Genomic DNA, 13040 nt, shown 5'->3' with positions numbered 1-13040 from the left:
TCGCCGTCGCCGATCATCAGGACACGCTGTAGTAGTTCGCGTTGCCCGAGCTGGTGCCCTGGGCGGCCTGGTAGCGGTGCAGCCCCCGGCCCTCGAAGATGGCGCCCTCGGTCGAGACGCCGAAGCTGTACCCGATGTCGGCCCATCCGCGGTTGTTGACGTGGTCGTTGCGGGCGTTCTTCCAGTAGGAGACGCACGCGGAGTGGCCGCCGAGGTTGGTCGCGGGCCCGTTGTAGTGGACGACCAGACCCGACTCGGGGTCGGCGTAGTCAGCGGGGGAGGACGCGGACCAGCCGAAGTAGGTCCGCGGGTAGTCGATCACGGTTGCCTCCAGGTGGGCGTTGCGAAGGCCCCAGCGCTGGCACCGGGGCATGCTGGGGTGGTTGGTCAGGTAGCGAGGAGCTGCAAGGCCAGGAGGGCGGCCCCGACCACCAGGGACAGGGCCCCTGCGATCACAGCGGCCCAGATCATCCGCCGGCCGGCGAAGCCTCTGCGCATCTCGTCGCGTATCAGGGTCAACAGTTCTCCCAGGTGCGCGTAGTTCGGTGTCGGTGGTGTGCTCACGGGTGCACCTCAGATGGGGAGGAGGCCCACTCGGAGCCCCCCGGGGTCGGTCAACTCGGTCACGACGGGTTCAGCCGGGCCGATCCACTGGCCGTCGGCGACCGCCAGGTGGGACACCCACAGCGGGTCGGGAATCCGTCCCAGCGCGAGGTCCATCGCCGCCCGGGTTTCGGGCCCCGCCTCACCGTCGACAGGGGTGAGGCCGAGATCGGTTGCTGGTTCTCGACGGCCGTCTTCGTGAGACTGCCGTAGTCGCCGTCCGCGCCCCACGGGGACAGGTCCTCGCCGAGGTCGATCAGGCCGTTCTGGAGCTCGGAGACCCCGGCGCCTGGTCGCCCGGACGGAGCGTGCTCCGGCGACGCCACCGAAACCCGGTGATGTCGAGGCTGCGCCCCGGGTCGGCGAGTCCGGCCCAGATGTTGATCCGTTCGGCGGTGGTGGCGTGCCCGGCGAACACCCGCGACTCGAAATCGGTGCCGTCGTAGACGAACTCGACGCGGAGCCACTGGCCGACCGGCACCGCCGACCCATCCGAGGTGGACCACACTAGCGGGGCCGCGGCCAGATCTGGGACGTTTAGCCGAGTACTTCGGCAGACGCAAGAGCGCGGGCAAGGGGCAGGGGCGCGAGCGCTTGGTGCTCCCGATCCCGAAGCAGCTCGCGGGGGAGCTGCGGACGCGCTGGCAGATGCGGCAGCACGAGCGGGACCTCGCCGGGCGGGCCTGGGAAGGCGAGCAGTGCGCTCACTCGGGGAACCATCGACCGGATGCAGTCCGCACTTCTGGATGACGTGTAGACCGCTAGGAACTGAGACCTGTATGGAGACCCCAGATGTGACCTGGGGTCCTTCTCAGTGCACAAACCCCAGGTCACGTGTGGCGGCCCCAGCAGGATTCGAACCTGCGACACCCGCTTTAGGAGAGCGGTGCTCTATCCCCTGAGCTATGGAGCCATGGGCGCGGTGGGGAGGTATCGGTTCCCTCGTCGCTGGGCCAAGCCTAACCCAGGATGGGAGTGCGTGGGGTGTCGGTCGGCCCGCTGGTGGCCTGACTCGGGGACTCTGGACGCTGGGCACAGTACGCTGCTCTACGATTGGTTGTCCTGGTAGCGGTGTGATGTTGTTCACGTCGTCTGTCATGATCTGACCGCGTATGCCTCCCTTCCGCGACGGCGGAGTGGTAGGTGTGGCCGTTCACCGCGATGAGCTGGGATGACGCCGAATGTCGGAGTGGGCGGCCAGGGGGGACCGGGGAAAACGGTCCGGACAGCCGCGGCCCTGCCGTTCGGTCTCGTGTGACCGCATGTGGACATGTAGTACGTTGCGATGCGGCCACGTTAGGTGTTCGACGACATGCAGGCGGAGGATCATTCGTGCCGTTCACTGCTGATTCGGCGCGGCGGGGGTTGCGCGTATCGGGGAACGGGCCACCAGTCGCTCTCACGGAGCCCGTCCGTGGTTGGCGACACGGGCTCCTGAGGCCGCTAACGCTCATCGTGGCCGTTTCGGTTCTGGCCGTGTCCGGAGCCGTCGGCGCGGCCGACCCGGTGTCCGCCCAGGAAGCCGACCTGGCGCAGTTGCGGGAGCAGAACGAGGCGGCGACGGAGGCTCTGGAGGCGGCCACCGACGAGTACGTCGAACGTCAGGAGGCCGTGGAGGCGGCCCAGGGTGAACTGGTCGACGTCCTCCACGAGCTGCAACAGTCCGAGGCGGAGCTTCGGGAGATGCGCGAACCGCTCGCGCAGCTGGCCAGCACGTTGTACCAGCAGCCGGGTGGCGGCGTCCTCGCGATGCTGGCCACGGGTTCACTGGAGGAGGACCTTCAGACGCAGTCCTACGCGGCCAAGATCGCGGAGGACAACCAGGCGCTCATCCAGGACGCGACCGACCTGCGCGAGGAGCAGGTCCAACTGGCGGGCCAGGCGCAGGAGTTGCAGACCTCCACGCAGCTGGAGCAGGTGGAACTCGCCGCCGAGGTCGACGAACTGCGCGACCAGGCCGAGGAGAGCACCGACCGGCTCATGGAGGAACTGGAGAGCCTGGGGCTGGACCCCGGTACGTACATGAACCAGGCCGAGTGCGATGCGGGCCAGGGGTCTGACGCGGACGGCTACCCCAACGGGCAGTTGCCCCAGTCCTCCCTCTGCGCGCTCTACGACGACAAGTTCCTGCGCGCCGACGCCGCCGCCGAGTTCTTCGAGCTCAACATGCGGTACGTGGAGGAGTACGGCGAGAACATCTGCCTCACCAGCGCCTACCGGGACCTGCCGAACCAGTACCGCGTGTACCGGGAGGTGCCACCGGGCTACGCCGCCGTGCCGGGAACCAGCAACCACGGTCTGGGGCAGGCCCTCGACCTCGGCTGCGGCATCCAGAACTACCGATCCGAGCGCTGGAACTGGATGAACGCGAACGGACCCGACTTCGGTTGGATCCACCCCGCGTGGGCCAAGTCGAGCCCGTTCGAGCCCTGGCACTGGGAGTACACCGGTTGACCGTAGGCCGCCGCCCGTCAGCCGGGCGGCGGCTCGGCACGGACGTTCGGAGTCGGCCCGCCGACCCGCCGCGCCCGGCCTCCCAGCGGAGCGGTCAGACCGCCTCCGGGGTGAGTTCGCTGGTGCACTGGCCGCAGCGGGTGGCCTTCCTGGGCACGTCGCCGAGGCAGTGCGGGCACGCCCGGGTGGTGGCCTCCTCGGCCTTGTCGAACCGCTCCAGGAGCTTGCCGACCGGCATCACCACGAAGAAGTACAGGACGGCGGCCGTGATCAGGAACGAGACCAACGCGTCGACGAACGCGCCGTACGTGAATCGGCTGCCGTTGATCTCGAAGTAGAGCTCGTTGAAGGTGGGGATCCCGCCGAAGATCCCGATCAGCGGGGTGATGAACCCTTCGGTGAACGCCGTGACGAGGTTGGCGAAGACCGCGCCGATCACCACCGCGACCGCGAGCTGTACCAGGTTCCCCTGAAGCAGGAACTTCTTGAAGCCGTCCATGGAACCGCCCTACGTGACTCGTGCCGTCAGGTACGCGCGCTCCCAGGTGGGATGCCTGGTGTCGCGCCCGGTCAGCATTCACCACGACTGGTTGTCGGTCAACCGCGGATGGTGATGGACAGCCGTGAGGCGGCGGCGTGTCCCGCCAGGACCCTGGCCTCGTCGGGGGTGGCGGCGATGAGCAGCAGCGCCCCGCCCTCCCCGCTCCGGGCGTCCTCGTCCGGCACGGCGAGGACCGGACGGTCGGTGGCCACCTCCTGCGCCGGTCTGGCGCGCGGGCGGTGGGGGTCGCCGGGTCCGGTGGCGGCCAGCACGTCCACGCGGCTGCCCGGGGACAGCAGGTCCACCGCCCCGGGGTCGGCGACACGGACCGGGGCCGCCACCAGGCCGGGGCCGTAGGCGCGGGCGGGCGGATCGGCCAGACGGGCGTCGGTGATCACCTCGCCGCGACGGACGGGGGCGTTGATCAGGGCTCCGTCCCAATCGGTCTCGGGAGCGAGGGCTCCGCTCGGGACGGCGTGGCCGGGCAGGTCTCGGCGGACCAGGTCCCGCTCGGCCAGGGCACGCGCGGGGTCGAGGTCGCGGGCGGCGACGAGCACCGCCGCGGTGGTGACCGGCGGCGGACGCACGAGGAGGGTCGCGGTGAGCAGCGCGACGGCGGCGAGCAGGGCGGCGAGGACGCGCCGACGCCGGTCGATCAGTCGGGTGAGCGGATGGCGGTGCCGGTGGGGGCGGCTGGGAGCGGAGGCCATGTCCCCACGCTAGGCGTCGGAAGGACACCGTGGCGGTTGTCCACAGGGTGGATTCGCCTCGGGTCGACGGTGCGCCGCCGGAGGTCGGCGGCGCTCGGCCGTCAGGGGGCGCGGCGGATCAGCCGGCCGCAGCGGCGGTGGTGCTGGAACCGCTGCTCGCCGTGCTCGTGGCCGAGGAGCTGGACGGGCTGGCCGACCCGGAGTCGCTGGAGGCGCTCTTCGCAGGAGACGCGGAGTCGCTCGACGTGCCGCCCTTGCTCTCACCGGAGTTGGCGCCCGTCAGCGTGGAACCGTTGGAGGGCGTGCCGCTGTCGGTGCGGTAGAAGCCCGAACCCTTGAACACGATGCCCACGGCGGAGTAGACCTTGCGCAGACGTCCCTCGCACTCGGGGCACACGGTCAGGGAGTCGTCGCTGAAGCTCTGCACGACCTCCATCTGGGCGCCGCACTCGGTGCACGCGTACTGGTACGTAGGCACTGTTCCCGTCCTCCTATGGCTGGCACTCTCGCCCGTTGACTGCTGAATAGTAATCGCTCGCCGACCTGGGCCGCGACAGCGCCTCGGGCCGAACACACGCGTCGGGGAGGGCCGGAGCGGGACGTCGCGTCCACGGGCGCGACCGCCAGCGACAACGCTCCGACGGGGTCGGTTAATCCCGGGCGGACCGGTTCGTCCGCCCCTCGGGGGTCGGCCAGACCCCGGAGTCAGGATCGAACACCCGCAGCCCCCCGCCGGGTGTGACCACGGCGTCCACCGGTCGGTCGTGCGGCTCGCCGGGCACCGACGCCAGCAACTCCTCGTCGTGCACCACGGCGATCGACGGCGTGTGCGGTCCCTTGTGGACCAGCGCCCGGTCGTAGCACCCGGCGCCGCGGCCCAACCGCATGCCCTCGCGGTCCACGGCCAGTGCCGGGCAGATCACCGCGTCCGCCCTGGCCAACGCGCCGACCCCGTACCGGTGGCCGGTGGGCTCGACCAGCCCGCGCCCGGCCGGGGCCAGGCTCTCCGGGCCGTCGAACGCCGCCCAGTCCAGGCCGCCGCCCGGCAGGAAGACCGGCAGCAGCACGTACGCTCCCCGCTTCCACAGCGCCGTCACCAGCTTGCGGGTGTCGGGCTCGCCGCCGACGGAGTAGTAGCAGGCGACCGTCCCGCCCATGGACAGCCACGGCAGCTCCATCAGGGTGTCGCGTACCGCGGAGCCCACGCGGGCGCGCTCGTCCGTTCCACGCTCGCGGCGCGCCGCCAGGATCCGCCGCCGCAGCGCCCGCTTGTCCGACCGGTCCGTCGGCCAGCCCTCACCGTCCATGGCCCCAGTCTGGCACCGCCCGGCCCCCGGCGCGCGATGCGGTGCCGCGCACGATGAACTCAGGGTGGCGGTTTCGCGTCATTGGTCCGAAAGCGTCGGGACATCTGGTAGCCGCCTCGGGTGTGGACGCCCCGGGTGACCTGCGGACTGTCCTAGAGTGCCGACATGAGCGCCGACACCGACCAGACGCGGACCCGATCCGCCGCCACCTCCGTCACGAAGGCGGTCGTGCCCGCGGCGGGTCTGGGCACCCGGTTCCTGCCCGCGACCAAGGCCACCCCCAAGGAGATGCTGCCGATCGTGGACAAGCCCGCGATCCAGTACGTCCTGGAAGAGGCGGTGGCCGCAGAGCTCCGTGACGTCCTGATGATCACCGGTCGCAGCAAGCGCTCGATCGAGGACCACTTCGACCGCGCCTACGAACTGGAGGAGGCGCTGGCCGCCAAGGGCGACCAGGAGCGTCTCCGGTCGGTGCGCGAGTCCAGTGACCTGGCGCAGGTGCACTACGTCCGCCAGGGGGAGCCGCGGGGGCTGGGCCACGCTGTGCTGTGCGCGCGGGCGCATGTGGGCGACAACCCGTTCGCCGTGCTGCTCGGTGACGACCTGATCGACAACTCCGGCCTGCTCAGCCGGATGATCGAGGTGCGTGAGCGCCACGGCGGCAGTGTGGTCGCGCTCATGGAGGTCGAGCCCGAGCAGGTGTCCCTCTACGGCTGCGCGGGCATCGAGCCCACCGACGAGGAGGACGTCGTCACCGTCACCGACCTCGTCGAGAAGCCCGCAGCGGACCAGGCGCCGAGCCGTTGGGCGATCATCGGCCGCTACGTCTGCGACCCGGCGGTCTTTCCCGTCCTGCACGAGACCCCGCCCGGCCGCGGCGGCGAGATCCAGCTGACCGACGCCCTGCGCGAGCTCGCGCGCCGCAAGCCCGAGGACGGCGGAACCGTGCGCGGCGTCCTGTTCCGGGGCCGTCGGTACGACACCGGCAACAAGGCCGACTACATTCGCACGGTGGTCGACTTCGCCTGTCGCCGCCCCGACCTGGCCGCCGAACTGCTGCCCTGGTTGCGTGAGTTCGTCGACCGCCACGAGGGCGGCACGGCCTGAGCGGTCCCCCACGCCGCCGTGGTGACCATGGGACGTGGCTTCCCCACCGTCCTGGGCATCCAGAACATTTCGTCCTGAACGACCACAACCCGAGGGACCCCCGTGAAGACCGTCGAACAGCATGTCAGAGACGTCCTCGGACTGATCGCGCCACCCGAACCGACCGAGGTCGACCTGCTCCAGGCGCACGGGACCGTGCTGGCCGAGGCCGTCGTCTCACCGGTGTCCCTGCCGGGGTTCGACAACGCGTCGATGGACGGGTACGCCGTGCACGCCGCCGATCTGTCCGCCGCCACCGCCGACGATCCGGTGCGCCTGCCCGTCATCGCCGACATCGCCGCCGGTGACGGCTCACCGGTCGCGGTCCCTCCGGGCATGTGCGCCCGCATCATGACCGGCGCCCCCGTGCCGACCGGGGCGGACGCCGTCGTGCCGGTCGAGTGGACCGACGGCGGGACGACCACCGCGCGCTTCGACCGTCCGGTCAAGGGCGGCAACGCCGTCCGGTGCGCGGGCGACGACGTCCGCGAGGGCGCCGAGGTGCTGCGCCCGGGCGTCCGTGTCGGCGCGGGGGAGATGGGCGTCCTGGCGTCGGTCGGCCGCCGCTCCGTCTCCGTCTTCCCCCGGCCGCGGGTCGTGGTGCTCTCCACCGGGGAGGAGCTGGTCGAGCCCGGCCGTCCGTTGGGCCCCGGCCAGATCTGGGAGTCGAACAGCTTCATGCTCGCGGCCGCCGCGCTCGACGCTGGGTGCGAGGTGCACCGGCACGGTTTCGTCGGCGACGACGCCGCCACCGTGCTCGACACCCTGGAGGGCCTGCTGATGCGGGCCGACCTCCTCATCACCAGCGGCGGTGTGAGCATGGGCGCCTACGACGTCGTCAAGGAGGTGCTCACCCAGCAGGGCACGGTCGACTTCACACAGGTCGCGATGCAGCCGGGCAAGCCCCAGGGGTTCGGGACGTTCGGTCCCGACGGGACGCCGATCCTCACCCTGCCCGGCAACCCCGTGAGCGCGTTCGTCTCCTTCCAGGTCTTCGTCCAGCCCGTTCTGCGTAGGCTGCGGGGCCTGGACCCGCGACCGCTGCCGACCACGCGCGCGACCCTGACCTCCCCGGTGACGTCGCCGCCCGGGCGCCGCTCCTTCCTGCGCGGCGTCCTGACCGAGCCCGCACACGGCGCAGACGTGCGCCCGACCGTGGCGCCGGCCGTGCGGCAGGGCTCCCACCAGCTGTCGGCGCTGGCGGACGCGGACGCGCTCGTGGTGGTCCCCGAGGACGTGACCGAACTGCGCGCCGGTGCGGCCGTGGAGGTCATGCGACTGCCCGAGGGGTGAGACGCCGCACCTCCGGGTGCTCCGGGGGCGGTGGCGTGCCGTACGGTCGTGGTGGGCACGCCCCCGCGGGCCCCCGCGGCCTGGCCAGGGCCGCGCTCGACCTTCGAGTGTTGACGAGGCGACCGATGAGCGACACCCCACGGACGGAGCGGGTCGCGCACCCCTCCGGTTTCACCCACCTGGACGAGTCCGGCGCGGCGCGGATGGTCGACGTCTCCGCGAAGGCCGTGAGCGCGCGTACCGCCACCGCGACCGGTTGTGTCCTGCTCACCCCGCAGACCGTCGCCGCGCTGCGCGGGGGCGGGGTGCCCAAGGGCGACGCGCTGGCGGTCGCGCGCATCGCCGGGATCCAGGGGGCCAAGCGCACGCCCGACCTCGTCCCCCTGTGCCACCCCATCGCCGTGCACGGTGTCGACGTCGACCTGACCGTCGTCGACGACGGCGTGGACATCAGCGCCACGGTCCGCACGGCCGACCGCACGGGTGTCGAGATGGAGGCGCTGACCTGCGTCATGACCGCCGCGCTCGGGCTGGTGGACATGGTCAAGGCGCTCGACCCCGAGGCCGAGGTGACGCGGGTGCGCGTCGAGGAGAAGACCGGCGGCAAGAAGGGGCACTGGAGGCGCGGTGAGTGAGCGCCCGCCCGGATATCCCAGGGTCGTGGTCGTCACGGCCTCCAACCGGGCGGCGGCGGGGGTGTACCCGGACCGGTCGGGACCGGTGGTCGCGGAGCGGCTGCGCGCCCTGGGATGCGCGGTCGTCGGCCCCTGGGTGGTTCCGGACGGCCTGCCCGTGGCGGAGGCCCTCGACCGCGCGCTGGACATGAGGGCGGGCGCCGTGCTCACGACCGGAGGCACCGGGCTCACGCCGCAGGACCTGACCCCCGAGGTGACCCGCCCGCTGCTGTCCTTGGAGATCCCCGGGATCGCCGAGGCGCTGCGCGCGCAGGGCCGGGCCAAGGGCGTGCCCACGGCGATCCTGTCGCGGGGTCTGGCGGGGGTGGCCGAACGGGACGGCCACCGCATGCTCGTGGTCAACCTGCCCGGATCCAGGGGCGGGGTGAAGGACGGCATGGACGTGCTGGAGCCGGTGCTGCTGCACGCGTTGGACCAGTTGTGTGGCGGCGATCACGCACGCCCCGAATGAGACGGAAGAATGACCGGAATCACATCACGGGCATTCCGTCCATGGGGAATTCCTTGACCTACCACCGGTTTTCGGTGCGCGGCAATCGGGGTTAGATCGAAACCGGAACTTGGGGCGTGTGGGTGACGCCCGCCACCCGACACTCCCGGAGTGGAATACTGGGAGGCGTCATCGGTGGTGGGCGCACCGCACGCCCTGGGAAGGGTCGTGTCCGTGGTCGGTGATGCCGTGACGCTCGGAGGGACGGTCGTGTATCGCAGACAAGGGTGGCCCGTCACCCTGCAAGACGGGCCGATCGCGCTCCGACCGCTGCGACTCCGCGACGCCCCGGCACTGCGGGACACGCGCTCGCGCAACGCCGAGTGGCTGCGCCCCTGGGAACCGACCTACCCCGAGATGCCGCTGCGCACCACCGGCCTGACCCCCTACGTCTCGATGCTCCAGGCCATCCGCCGCGAGGCCCGGCAAGGGCTGTCGATGCCCTGGGCGATCACCTGGGGCGGCGAGTTCGTCGGACAGCTGACCGTCGGCGCGATCGTCTGGGGTTCTGCCAGGTCAGCACAGGTGGGGTACTGGATCGACAACGCCCACGCGGGACGCGGGATCACGCCCACGGCGGTCGCGCTCGCGGTCGACCACTCCTTCTTCCAGGTCGGACTGCACCGGATCGAGGCCAACATCAGGCCGGAGAACAGGGCCAGCAGACGGGTGGTCGCCAAGCTCGGCTTCCGCGACGAGGGGGTGCGACGACGCCAGCTGCACATAGACGGCGCCTGGCGCGACCACATCTGCTACGCGCTCACGGCCGAGGAGGTGCCCCACGGTCTGCTGCGCCGCTGGCGCGACCGCGCGCCGTCCGGACCGCTCCCCGAGTCCGGTTCCGACCCTGCTTCCGCTTTGGGGCCGGAAGACCCGAACGGGAGCGGGAATCCACGCGATCCGGCGAGTCCGCACCCGGGACCCCACTGATCGCGTCAGCCGCACGGAGGCGTTCGGAGTCAAACCCCACTTTACCCAGACTTAGTTATTACTTTGCGTCGAATGGGCACTCCGCTCCGCAGTCGGCTGCTGACCTGTACTTCTCCGTCCGAGGGCACGCCGACCGAAACTGAAGGTCCACAATCTTGCGACACTCCGGTCAGAATGTGGCGCATTTATGGACACGGGGTCGTACCGTGCGGAACGTAGACGCATTGACGATGCGGCCAACGCGAGGATTTGGCTCACGGGATTCGTCCCCATCGGGGGCGGGGACGAGCCCCCGTCGGGGGACGTCCGAGGAACCGGGGACGCCACGCGGAGCGGTGTCGGCGAGGTGTCGAACAACGTTCAGTGGCCGTCATCGTGAGGAGGGGTGATGAGCAGCTCTCCTCTGTACCTGGCCATCGTGGTGGTCTGGCTCATCGTCCTCGTGCCGATGCTGTTGCGCAAGGACTCAGTGGACACCGTCCACGAGGACCAGCGTCGGGAGGACGAGTGGGAGCCCGAGGAAGCCGAGCGGGTCGAGGAGTCCGACGAGGTCGCGGCAGCGGTTCCGGAGGAGGGTGAGGACCCCGACTCCGAGGAGACCCAGGTGCTCCGACGGCCCGTGTTCGGTCCCGCCCAGGACGCCGGGGCGACGGTCCGGCGGGAGCGTCCGCGCGCCCACCCGGGTCGCCATCGCGGGTCCGGGGGGTCGCGGGCACGGGTCATCGCCCGTCGTCGGCGCCGCACCACGGTGTTGGTGCTGGTGAACGTGGCCACCATCGTGGCGGTCGTGGTCGGCCTCGGCCCGTGGTGGGTCATCACCCCGCCGGTCCTCCTGCTGGCCGGGCACCTGGTCCTGCTCAGGGAGGCCGCCAAGGCCGACGCTGAGCGTCTGGAGACGCGGATCCGGGCGCGCCGCCGCGCCACGCTCCGGGCACGTCGTGCGGCCCGGGAGGAGGAACGTCGCGAGGCGGAGCGGGAGGCGCAGGTCATCGCGCTCCGCGAGCGCCGCAACCAGGTGTACGACCAGTACGCGGACGCCCGGCTCCGGGCAGCCGGAGACTGATCAGGACCGGGGTGGTCCGGCCGTGTTCGGACCATCCCGGAATCCCTGCTAGGCTTTGTCTCGTCTTCGGGGCTATGGCGCAGTCCGGTAGCGCACCTCGTTCGCATCGAGGGGGTCTGGGGTTCAAATCCCCATAGCTCCACCGAAGGTCAGGCGGTCTTGCGGGACCGCCGACGCAGGGGGAACCCCCGATTCGGGAGACGAATGGGAGATTTCCTGTGAGGGAACCCCAGTCGTCTCCCCCTCTGTTTTCTGGGACCGGAGCGGTTTCGGGAGGTCGTCCACGATCGGGACGGACGGCCGTGGGGACATCGCGCAACGCTCCCGTAGTGCGCCTTCCCAGCGTGCGGTGAGGCCCTCCAGCATCGCGCCCCGCTCACCGCGGCGGTGAGCGCGCGCGGGGTCTCAGGTGAACTACCGGTGGGTGGTCCACAGGACGTGCCGGGGGTCGTCGAGCCACACCGCCTGCGTCCGGCAGCCCGGTCGACGGTCAGCCCGAACCGGTCGACTCCGGGCTCGCCACGCGAGCGCCACCACTGCCGGGCGGTCCGCGCCTCCTGCACGAGGAGCCGGTCTCCGTCCTGCTCAACACGACCGTCCGCGTGCAACCGCGCCCACGACCCGCACCGGGTGGAGGCCAGCCACACATGCGGCTCGTCGGCACCAGGCTTCCTACGCATCCCGAACGCCCAGTCCGGCATCAGCAAGGACAGAAGAAGGGCCTCCTCACCGTCGAGCCAGGGTTCACGCGGGTCACCGGTACCGTTCTCGACATGCCCGGGGTGCGTGTCCGTGGCAGGTGAGGCACCCTCGGGTCGGCGCTGATTCCGGGACCACATGAAGGCCAGGCTGCCCTCGAACGCGCCCTCGGCGAGCCCGCTCCCGTCGGTGTCCAACACGGCGAGCACCCCGCCCGGGGCGCCCGGCGTCGGTGACCACGGGGTGACGATCCGGCCTCGGCCGCGCACCTGGTCCAGCCACGACCACGGCACCCGTGACACGGTGCACGTGGCGATGATCCGGTGGACGCTGGCGGGGCGCGGCGTCTGCTCGCCGTCGCCGACGATGATGTCCGGGGTGTACCCGGCTGTGTACAGGGACGTGCGGGCGGTCTCGGTGAGCGCCTCGTCGACTTCGATCGTGGCGACGTTGCGGGCGCCGAGCAGTTCGGACAACAGCGCCGCGTTGAATCCGGTTCCGGTGCCGATTTCCAGCACCCGCTGGTCCGGCTCGATCCGCGCGGCCGTCAGCATGCGCGCCATGACGCCGGGGGCCGACGAGGAGGAGGTGGGCACGCCCATCCCGTCGTCGCGGCCGTCATCGCGCTGGGTCGTGAGCGCCTGGTCGGTGTAGGCCGTGCGCAGCCAGTTCCCCGGATCCTCGGTCCAGTCGACGCGGGTGCGGTCCTCGGTCCAGTACACGTCCGGCAGGAACCGGTGCCGGGGCACCCGCGCGAACAACCTCGCGATGTGCTCGGGGGTGCCGCTATCGCGCAGGCGTCCGGCCAGGGACGCGGCGAGGGGTGCGTGGTCCCTGCCGGTGCTGTGCCCGCTCACGAGGCCTTCCCCGTTCCCTTGCATCCGGGGCAGGGCACCCAGCGGCCGATGTTCCTGCCGGGGTTGCCTCCGTCGTTGGTCTCCCAGCTGCCGCCCTGCCCGTTGCACATGCCGCAGTCCTTCTCGGCGCTGGGCGTGCTCGGCCGCGGCTCGGCCGGTCGGGGTGCGCGGTGGGGGGCGAATGTGGCTGCCATTGAGACTCCCTCGGGGTTTATCGGGTGACGGTCAGGACATCGCCGCAGTGGCGACACC

At 71.2% G+C, this 13040-nt stretch carries 17 protein-coding genes and 2 tRNA genes; 8 read left to right on the top strand and 11 right to left on the bottom strand.

The features are described from left to right. Positions 1–16: 16 nt before the first annotated feature. From BJF83_RS15195 to BJF83_RS15185, 5 genes are all read right to left on the bottom strand, one after another. The gene (locus BJF83_RS15195) at positions 17–373 is read right to left on the bottom strand and encodes a hypothetical protein (RefSeq protein WP_187347160.1); all 357 of its coding nucleotides are present in this window, start codon (positions 371–373) and stop codon (positions 17–19) included. A 14-nt stretch (positions 374–387) separates the two neighbouring features. Next, complete coding sequence (locus BJF83_RS27495; RefSeq protein WP_158070375.1) at positions 388–564, bottom strand: hypothetical protein; 177 nt, start codon at positions 562–564, stop codon at positions 388–390. Between the two features lie 9 nt (positions 565–573). After that, the gene (locus BJF83_RS27490; RefSeq protein WP_158070374.1) at positions 574–720 is read right to left on the bottom strand and encodes a hypothetical protein; all 147 of its coding nucleotides are present in this window, start codon (positions 718–720) and stop codon (positions 574–576) included. A gap of 139 nt (positions 721–859) precedes the next feature. Beyond that, positions 860–1084, bottom strand: coding sequence for a hypothetical protein (locus tag BJF83_RS15190; protein ID WP_075926806.1), 225 nt, complete (start codon positions 1082–1084; stop codon positions 860–862). A gap of 356 nt (positions 1085–1440) precedes the next feature. Next, positions 1441–1516: transfer RNA gene (locus BJF83_RS15185), tRNA-Arg, on the bottom strand. A gap of 419 nt (positions 1517–1935) precedes the next feature. On the opposite strand from BJF83_RS15185, the gene BJF83_RS15180 reads away from it, so the two are divergent. Further along, a complete protein-coding gene (locus BJF83_RS15180) occupies positions 1936–3057 on the top strand; it encodes a D-alanyl-D-alanine carboxypeptidase family protein (RefSeq protein ID WP_075926805.1) in 1122 nt (373 codons plus the stop codon). Positions 3058–3151: 94 nt separating this feature from the next. Here the strand turns inward: BJF83_RS15180 and BJF83_RS15175 are convergent, their stop codons facing one another. The 4 genes from BJF83_RS15175 to BJF83_RS15160 all read right to left on the bottom strand — a co-directional run bounded on the left by BJF83_RS15175 (position 3152) and on the right by BJF83_RS15160 (position 5615). Then, complete coding sequence (locus tag BJF83_RS15175) at positions 3152–3556, bottom strand: MscL family protein (RefSeq protein ID WP_075926804.1); 405 nt, start codon at positions 3554–3556, stop codon at positions 3152–3154. Positions 3557–3654: 98 nt separating this feature from the next. Next, positions 3655–4308: a Flp pilus assembly protein CpaB gene (locus BJF83_RS15170; protein ID WP_075926803.1), complete on the bottom strand. Its 654-nt coding sequence runs from the start codon at positions 4306–4308 to the stop codon at positions 3655–3657. A gap of 118 nt (positions 4309–4426) precedes the next feature. Continuing rightward, positions 4427–4786 carry an FmdB family zinc ribbon protein gene (locus BJF83_RS15165; protein WP_075926802.1) on the bottom strand — a complete coding sequence of 120 codons (360 nt, stop codon included), beginning with the start codon at positions 4784–4786 and terminating at the stop codon, positions 4427–4429. Between the two features lie 172 nt (positions 4787–4958). After that, positions 4959–5615: a 5-formyltetrahydrofolate cyclo-ligase gene (locus tag BJF83_RS15160; protein WP_075926801.1), complete on the bottom strand. Its 657-nt coding sequence runs from the start codon at positions 5613–5615 to the stop codon at positions 4959–4961. A gap of 165 nt (positions 5616–5780) precedes the next feature. On the opposite strand from BJF83_RS15160, the gene galU reads away from it, so the two are divergent. The 7 genes from galU (at position 5781) to BJF83_RS15125 (ending at position 11374) form a co-directional block, all read left to right on the top strand. Beyond that, positions 5781–6722: a UTP--glucose-1-phosphate uridylyltransferase GalU gene (gene galU, locus BJF83_RS15155; RefSeq protein ID WP_075926800.1), complete on the top strand. Its 942-nt coding sequence runs from the start codon at positions 5781–5783 to the stop codon at positions 6720–6722. A 102-nt stretch (positions 6723–6824) separates the two neighbouring features. After that, the gene (glp, locus tag BJF83_RS15150) at positions 6825–8054 is read left to right on the top strand and encodes a gephyrin-like molybdotransferase Glp (protein WP_075926799.1); all 1230 of its coding nucleotides are present in this window, start codon (positions 6825–6827) and stop codon (positions 8052–8054) included. Positions 8055–8179: 125 nt separating this feature from the next. Further along, on the top strand, positions 8180–8689 hold the full coding sequence (gene moaC / locus BJF83_RS15145) for a cyclic pyranopterin monophosphate synthase MoaC (RefSeq protein ID WP_075926798.1): 510 nt from the start codon (positions 8180–8182) through the stop codon (positions 8687–8689). Then, positions 8682–9200 (top strand): molybdenum cofactor biosynthesis protein B, encoded by a 519-nt coding sequence (locus BJF83_RS15140; protein WP_075926797.1) that lies wholly within the window; start codon positions 8682–8684, stop codon positions 9198–9200. The genes moaC and BJF83_RS15140 overlap by 8 nt, the downstream gene beginning before the upstream one ends. A gap of 249 nt (positions 9201–9449) precedes the next feature. Further along, positions 9450–10169: a GNAT family N-acetyltransferase gene (locus BJF83_RS15135; RefSeq protein WP_075926810.1), complete on the top strand. Its 720-nt coding sequence runs from the start codon at positions 9450–9452 to the stop codon at positions 10167–10169. Positions 10170–10557: 388 nt separating this feature from the next. Then, positions 10558–11232: a hypothetical protein gene (locus BJF83_RS15130; protein WP_075926796.1), complete on the top strand. Its 675-nt coding sequence runs from the start codon at positions 10558–10560 to the stop codon at positions 11230–11232. 68 nt (positions 11233–11300) lie between these two features. Then, positions 11301–11374 (top strand) — tRNA-Ala (locus BJF83_RS15125). 7 nt (positions 11375–11381) lie between these two features. On the opposite strand, the gene BJF83_RS15120 is transcribed toward BJF83_RS15125, so the two are convergent. Then, positions 11382–12788: a methyltransferase domain-containing protein gene (locus BJF83_RS15120; protein WP_262391567.1), complete on the bottom strand. Its 1407-nt coding sequence runs from the start codon at positions 12786–12788 to the stop codon at positions 11382–11384. Beyond that, positions 12785–12982 carry a hypothetical protein gene (locus tag BJF83_RS26815; RefSeq protein ID WP_143831899.1) on the bottom strand — a complete coding sequence of 66 codons (198 nt, stop codon included), beginning with the start codon at positions 12980–12982 and terminating at the stop codon, positions 12785–12787. The genes BJF83_RS15120 and BJF83_RS26815 overlap by 4 nt, the downstream gene beginning before the upstream one ends. Between the last annotated feature and the right edge of the window lie 58 nt (positions 12983–13040).

This window comes from Nocardiopsis sp. CNR-923 (genome assembly GCF_001942255.1).
Classification (GTDB): Bacteria; Actinomycetota; Actinomycetes; order Streptosporangiales; family Streptosporangiaceae; genus Nocardiopsis.
Note: the sequence above shows the minus strand (reverse complement) of the source record. Positions and strands in the feature narration are given on the sequence as shown.

Excerpts from the sequence above, each read along its gene's own strand:
- BJF83_RS15195 (WP_187347160.1), bottom strand. The coding sequence starts at position 373 with ATGCCCCGGTGCCAGCGCTGGGGCCTTCGCAACGCCCACCTGGAGGCA.
- BJF83_RS27490 (WP_158070374.1), bottom strand. The coding sequence starts at position 720 with ATGGACCTCGCGCTGGGACGGATTCCCGACCCGCTGTGGGTGTCCCAC.
- BJF83_RS15175 (WP_075926804.1), bottom strand. The coding sequence starts at position 3,556 with ATGGACGGCTTCAAGAAGTTCCTGCTTCAGGGGAACCTGGTACAGCTC.
- BJF83_RS15170 (WP_075926803.1), bottom strand. The coding sequence starts at position 4,308 with ATGGCCTCCGCTCCCAGCCGCCCCCACCGGCACCGCCATCCGCTCACC.
- BJF83_RS15160 (WP_075926801.1), bottom strand. The coding sequence starts at position 5,615 with ATGGACGGTGAGGGCTGGCCGACGGACCGGTCGGACAAGCGGGCGCTG.
- galU (WP_075926800.1), top strand. The coding sequence starts at position 5,781 with ATGAGCGCCGACACCGACCAGACGCGGACCCGATCCGCCGCCACCTCC.
- moaC (WP_075926798.1), top strand. The coding sequence starts at position 8,180 with ATGAGCGACACCCCACGGACGGAGCGGGTCGCGCACCCCTCCGGTTTC.
- BJF83_RS15130 (WP_075926796.1), top strand. The coding sequence starts at position 10,558 with ATGAGCAGCTCTCCTCTGTACCTGGCCATCGTGGTGGTCTGGCTCATC.
- BJF83_RS26815 (WP_143831899.1), bottom strand. The coding sequence starts at position 12,982 with ATGGCAGCCACATTCGCCCCCCACCGCGCACCCCGACCGGCCGAGCCG.